This is a genomic window from Pseudonocardia lacus, assembly GCF_018531445.1.
GTDB lineage: Bacteria > Actinomycetota > Actinomycetes > Mycobacteriales > Pseudonocardiaceae > Pseudonocardia > Pseudonocardia lacus.
Window position 1 is genome coordinate 1 of the sequence record NZ_JAHDTH010000323.1, and the last position, 5647, is coordinate 5647.

Annotated in this window: 8 protein-coding genes and 1 pseudogene; all 9 read left to right on the top strand. The window is 75.7% G+C overall.

Going from position 1 to position 5647, the window contains the following annotated elements; all coding sequences use genetic code 11:
* Positions 1–516, top strand: a 516-nt coding sequence (locus tag KIK08_RS36850; protein ID WP_214407949.1) for a hypothetical protein, incomplete at its 5' end; no start/stop codon positions are given.
* 76 nt (positions 517–592) lie between these two features.
* Positions 593–1333 carry a hypothetical protein gene (locus KIK08_RS36855; RefSeq protein ID WP_214407950.1) on the top strand — a complete coding sequence of 247 codons (741 nt, stop codon included), beginning with the start codon at positions 593–595 and terminating at the stop codon, positions 1331–1333.
* 75 nt (positions 1334–1408) lie between these two features.
* A complete protein-coding gene (locus KIK08_RS36860; protein WP_214407951.1) occupies positions 1409–1849 on the top strand; it encodes a VOC family protein in 441 nt (146 codons plus the stop codon).
* Positions 1846–2211, top strand: a complete 366-nt coding sequence (locus KIK08_RS36865) for a VOC family protein (RefSeq protein ID WP_214407952.1) — start codon at positions 1846–1848, stop codon at positions 2209–2211. The genes KIK08_RS36860 and KIK08_RS36865 overlap by 4 nt, the downstream gene beginning before the upstream one ends.
* Positions 2212–2311: 100 nt before the next feature.
* A complete protein-coding gene (gene ruvC, locus KIK08_RS36870; protein WP_214407953.1) occupies positions 2312–2935 on the top strand; it encodes a crossover junction endodeoxyribonuclease RuvC in 624 nt (207 codons plus the stop codon).
* Positions 2932–3528, top strand: coding sequence for a Holliday junction branch migration protein RuvA (ruvA, locus tag KIK08_RS36875; RefSeq protein ID WP_214407954.1), 597 nt, complete (start codon positions 2932–2934; stop codon positions 3526–3528). Before ruvC ends, ruvA begins: the two co-directional genes overlap by 4 nt.
* A gap of 10 nt (positions 3529–3538) precedes the next feature.
* A complete protein-coding gene (gene ruvB / locus KIK08_RS36880; RefSeq protein WP_308258126.1) occupies positions 3539–4555 on the top strand; it encodes a Holliday junction branch migration DNA helicase RuvB in 1017 nt (338 codons plus the stop codon).
* Positions 4556–4606: 51 nt separating this feature from the next.
* Entirely contained in the window at positions 4607–5050 is a 444-nt protein-coding gene (gene yajC, locus KIK08_RS36885) for a preprotein translocase subunit YajC (RefSeq protein ID WP_214407955.1), read from the top strand.
* 69 nt (positions 5051–5119) lie between these two features.
* Positions 5120–5647, top strand: a pseudogene (locus tag KIK08_RS36890) (protein translocase subunit SecD); the annotation flags it as partial.

Consider the following 5647-nt stretch of genomic DNA (forward strand, 5'->3'; position numbering starts at 1 on the left):
GCGATCGCCCGCTGGCTCGGGCTCGGCGGGGTGGTGGTCGTCGAGACGCCGGGCGGTTCGCCCCCCGGGCCGGCGCAGGCCCCCGGGGCGTCGGCGCCGCTCACGCTGGGGGAGGCCGGCGACCGCGCCGGGTTCGCGCCGCGCGTGCCGGCCGAGCTCGGCGAGCCCGACCGCGTGTCGGTCTCGCCGGACGGGATGGTGGTGAGCATGGACTGGGCGCCGGCCGCCCCCGGTGCGCCCGCGCTGCGCCTCGACCAGTTCGTCGGCGGCCCCGCGCCCACCTTCGTCAAGCGCTACTACGACATTGTCGAGTTCGCCGCGGTGGACGGCGCCGAGGCACTGTGGCTGTCCCGGCCGCACACCCTGGAGTACCTGGACCGGATCGGGCACCAGCGCATCGCGCCCTCGCGCACGTCCGGGCCCGCCCTGATCTGGCAGCACGACGAGGTGACGCTGCGGCTGGAGGGCGAGCCCGACCGTGCCAGGGCGCTGGCGATCGCCGGGTCGGTGCGCTGAGCGCCGACCGGAACCCGCCGCCCGCCCGGCGGTGTAGAGGGGGCGCAGAGCAGGCGCAGCCGACCGAGGAGGAGCCGTGCCGGAGCCGACCCCCGCCGCAATGAGCCGGACCCGCGCACGGGTGCGCCGAGGGGTGCGGCGGGGGGCGGCGCTGCTGGCCGCGGTGGCCGCCGTGCTGCTGGGCGCGCCGGGCACGGCGCACGCCGGCGGCCCGACCAGCGTGCTGCTGGTCTCGCCGACCAACGGGCGCGCCGCGGCCGTCCACACGTCCGACCCCGCCTACGCAGCGCTGGAGGACGCGCTGGCCGACCTGGGGGGCCCGGTCGAAGGCCCGCCGGACATCACGCCGGGGCAGTACGTGACGGCGACCTGGCTCGTGCACGACGTGAGCATCTGGCGGATCGACCGCATCTTCCTCGACCCCACCGACGGCATCCGCGTGGTCACCCGCATCGCCGGCTCGGCAGATCCCGCGAACCTGTCCGAGGGCATGTGGCCGGGGGAGTCGGGCGGGCCGGACGCGTACTGGCACCGCCCCGCCGACCAGCAGGCGCTGATCACGCTCCTCGACCGGCTCGGCCTGCTCGGTCCGGTCGCCGGCGGCGACCCGTCGGGCGACCGGGCGCTGGTGTCCGCGGCCGAACTACGGGCGGCCGCGGCGCCCCCCGCCCCGGCTCCCGAACCCCCGACCGGCGGCGACGGGCCGTGGTGGTGGGCGGGCGCCGGCGCGCTGCTCGGTGGCGCGGCGGCCGTGCTCGGGTTGCGGAGCTCGTCGGGCCTGCGCAGGCGCCTGCTACCGGACCCGGTCGAGCGGTAGCGCAATCCGGGAGAAGCCGCGGCCGGGTGCTCCGCCCTACGGTCGGTGCCGACGATCGACCGACCGGAGGTAGCCGTGATCCGACGCATGTCCCACACCTGCTTCTACGTGCTCGACCAGGACCGGGCCAAGCAGTTCTACGCGCAGAAGCTGGGCTTCGAGGTGCGCTCCGACGTGCGGATGGGCGAGGAGTTCGAGGGCGCGGGCCAGGGCTTCCGCTGGCTCACCGTCAGCCCGCCCGACCAGCCCGACCTGGAGATCATCCTGGCCGACGCGGCCATGGGCAACGACGAGGCGACCGCCGCGCGGATCCGGGAGCTGGTGGCCAAGGGCGCCATGGGCACCGGCGTGCTGGAGACCGACGACGTGCAGAAGGCCTACGAGGAGCTGTCCGGGCGCGGGGTGGTGTTCATCCAGGAGCCCGAGCAGCGCCCCTACGGCGTCGAGGCGCTGCTGCGCGACGACTCCGGCAACTGGTTCAGCCTCGTGCAGCGCGCGGCCGGGGCCCCGGCATGAGCACCCGGGTGTCGGCGGCTCTGCTGGCGGTCGCCGACCAGGACGTCATGGTCGAGTTCTTCGTGTCGGTGCTCGGCTTCGAGCTCACCACCGACGCCGAGATGTGGCCCGGCGCGCGCTGGGTGGACGTGACCCCGCCGGGCGGGCAGACCCGGGTGGTGCTGAGCGCCGCGAAGGACTTCGACCGCGAGCCCGACCGGCACTACCCGATGATCTTCGAGACGCCGGACGTCGACGCCGAGGCGGCCCGGCTGCGCGGGGCCGGGCTGGAGGTGACCGGTCCGACGACCGAGGGCTGGGGCACCTACGTGCGGCTCAGCGATCCGGAGGGACGCGAGCTGATGATCGCCCAGCGCGGCTGAGACCGGTCGGACCCGCCTCCCCGGCGCGTCCCCGGCGGTCCCGACGGCGTACCCCGGTAGCCTCCCTGCTCGAACGGCTGTTCGCGAGAGGGGAGCGGGGGTGCGGGTGCTCGGCGTCGACCCGGGGCTCACCCGGTGCGGGCTCGGCGTCGTCGACGGCGGCAGCGGGCGCACCGTGCGCTGCGTCGACGTCGACGTCGTGCGGACCGCCCCCGACCTGCCGATCGAGCGGCGCCTGCTGGCGGTGGGCGCGACGGTCGAGGAGTGGATCGGGCGCCATCGGCCCGACGTCGTCGCCGTCGAGCGGGTGTTCAGCCAGCACAACGTGCGCACCGTCATGGGCACCGCCCAGGCCAGCGGCGTGGTCGCGCTGCTGGCGGCGCGGGCCGGCCTGCCGGTCGCCTTCCACACGCCCAGCGAGGTCAAGGCCGCCGTCACCGGGGAGGGCCGGGCGGGCAAGGAGCAGGTCACGGCCATGGTCACCCGGTTGCTCGGGCTGGCTGAGGCGCCGCGCCCCGCCGACGCCGCCGACGCGCTCGCGCTGGCGATCTGCCACTGCTGGCGGGCCCCGATGCTCGACCGCATGGCGCAGGCCCAGGCCCGCGGCGCGGAGCTGGCCCGCGCGCACCGGGCCCGGCTGGCCCAGGCCGCCCGCGACGCCGCCGCCCGTCCGGCCACCCCCGCCCGGCCGGGCGGACCCGCTGCGGGAGGATCGACCCGGTGATCAGCTCCGTGCGCGGCGACGTGCTCTCCATCGGACTCGACCACGCCGTCGTGGAGGTCGGCGGGGTCGGGCTGGCGGTGCACGCCACCCCGGCCACGCTGGCCACGCTGCGCCGCGGCGAGCAGGGCAGGTTGGCCACCGCGCTCGTGGTCCGCGAGGACTCGCTGACCCTGTTCGGGTTCGCCGACGACGAGCAGCGCGAGCTGTTCCACCTGCTGCTCACCGTGGCCGGCATCGGCCCGCGGATGGCGCTGGCCACCCTGGCGGTGCTCGACCCCGACACGCTGCGCCGCGCTCTGGTCGAACGCGAGATCAAGACCCTGACCCGGGTGCCCGGCATCGGGCCGAAGCTGGCCGAGCGGATGGTGCTGGAGCTGCGCGACAAGGTCGACGCCCCGGGGCCGGCCCCGGTCGCCGCCGTCGGTGCCGCCGCCGGCGGCCCGCGCCGGGCCCAGGTCGTCGAGGCGCTGGTCGGGCTGGGCTTCCCGGTCCGTCCGGCCGAGCAGGCGGTGGACAGCGCGCTGGCCGCGCAGGCCGACGCCGACGCCAGCACGCTGCTGCGCACCGCGCTCGGCGGTCTGGGGCGCAAGTGAGCGACGCGTGGTGAGCGACGAGCTGTCCCCGCTGCCCGAGCTGGGCGAGCTGGAGGTCGACGCGTCCCTGCGCCCGCGCACGCTGACCGAGTTCATCGGCCAGCCCCGCGTGCGCGAGCAGCTGGAGCTGGTCCTGGAGGGCGCCCGCCGGCGCGGCGACCCGCCCGACCACATCCTGATGTCCGGGCCGCCGGGGCTGGGCAAGACCAGCCTCGCGCTGATCGTGGCCGCCGAGATGGGCGCGGCCATCCGGCTCACCTCCGGCCCGGCGCTGGAGCGGGCCGGCGACCTGGCCGCGATGCTGTCCAACCTGGCCCACGGCGACGTGCTGTTCATCGACGAGATCCACCGGATGGCCCGGCCCGCCGAGGAGATGCTGTACCTGGCGATGGAGGACTTCCGGGTCGACGTCGTCGTCGGCAAGGGCCCGGGCGCCACCTCCATCCCGCTGGACATCGCCCCGTTCACCCTGGTGGGCGCGACCACCCGGTCGGGCGCGCTGACCGGCCCGCTGCGCGACCGGTTCGGCTTCACCGCCCACATGGAGTTCTACGAGCCCGCCGAGCTGGAGCTGGTGCTGCGCCGCGCGGCCACGATCCTGGGCGTCGACCTGCGCCCGGACGGGGCCGAGGAGATCGCCTCGCGCTCGCGCGGCACGCCGCGGATCGCCAACCGGCTGCTGCGCCGGGTGCGCGACTTCGCCGAGGTCCGCGCGGACGGCGCGGTGGACAGGGCCGTCGCCCGCGACGCGCTGGCCGTCTACGACGTCGACGAGCTGGGCCTGGACCGGCTCGACCGCGCCGTGCTGGGCGCGCTGGTGCGCTCGTTCGGGGGCGGTCCGGTCGGCGTGTCGACGCTGGCTGTCGCCGTCGGTGAGGAACCCGGTACCGTCGAGGAGGTTTGCGAGCCGTACCTCGTGCGGGCCGGGATGCTCGCCCGCACGCCCCGTGGCCGGGTGGCCACAGCCGCTGCCTGGAGCCACCTCGGGCTCACCCCGCCCGCGGACGGGGCGGCCGCACTGTTCTGAACCGGGGCTGGCAGACTCGAACGGCCCACGACGTGCGGAGACTCGGAGATCATGGACTTCACCTCGCTGCTGTTCCCCCTGCTCATCCTCGTGCTGTTCATCCCGATCTTCCTGTCCGGGCGCCGGCAGCGTCGCCAGATGCAGGAGATGCAGAGCCTGCAGAGCTCGCTGGAGCCCGGCGACGTCGTGATGACGACCTCCGGCCTGCGCGGCACCGTCGTCGATGCCTCGTACGAGGAGACCATCGACATCGAGATCGCCGACGGCATCGTCACCACCTGGGTGCGCGCCGCGGTCCGGGAGAAGGTCAACCCGCCGGCCGACGACACCACCGGGGCCACCGGCACCGACGAGCCGGTCGTCGTCGACGCCGAGCCCGTCGCCGACGCCGACACCGCGACCGGCACCAAGGCCGACACCGGGGTCGACACCGCGAAGGCCGACACCCCCTCGCTGCAGAAGGACGACTCGACCAACGGCAGCACGCGCGGCTGACCGACCCATTACCCACAACCTCGGCTGGTACGGCAGGTCCCGTACCCCGGCAGGGAAAGAAGCTCGACAGTGGCAACCACCCCGGGGCGGATCCGTCCCTGGCGCTACCTGACGGCGTTCGTCGGTATCGTCGCGGCGCTGTACGCGCTGGTGTTCTTCACCGGTGACGGGAGCGTGATTCCCAAGCTGGGCATCGACCTGCAGGGCGGCACGAGGGTCACCCTCCAGGCGCGCACCGAGTCCGGGGCCGAGGCGCCCCGCGAGCAGCTCCTGCAGGCCCAGGCGATCATCCAGGAGCGGGTGGACGGGCTGGGCGTCAGCGGCGCGGAGGTCGTGCTCGACGGGAGCAACCTGACGATCACCGTGCCCGGCCAGGAGGGCGAGCAGGCCCGCTCGTTGGGCCAGACCGCGCAGCTGCGCTTCCGCGAGGTGATCGCCGGCCCGTTCGCGGCCGCCGCCCCTGCCCCCGCCCCGGCGCCGGGCGGGACCGACCCCACCGCCCCACCGGCGGGCACCGACCCGGCCGCGCCCACCAGCGGCGCTCCGGTGCCGGCCGAGCAGCCCACGGGTGAGCCCTCGGTGGCCCCCACGGCGCCG

Excerpts from the sequence above, each read along its gene's own strand:
- KIK08_RS36865 (WP_214407952.1), top strand. The coding sequence starts at position 1,846 with ATGAGCACCCGGGTGTCGGCGGCTCTGCTGGCGGTCGCCGACCAGGAC.
- yajC (WP_214407955.1), top strand. The coding sequence starts at position 4,607 with ATGGACTTCACCTCGCTGCTGTTCCCCCTGCTCATCCTCGTGCTGTTC.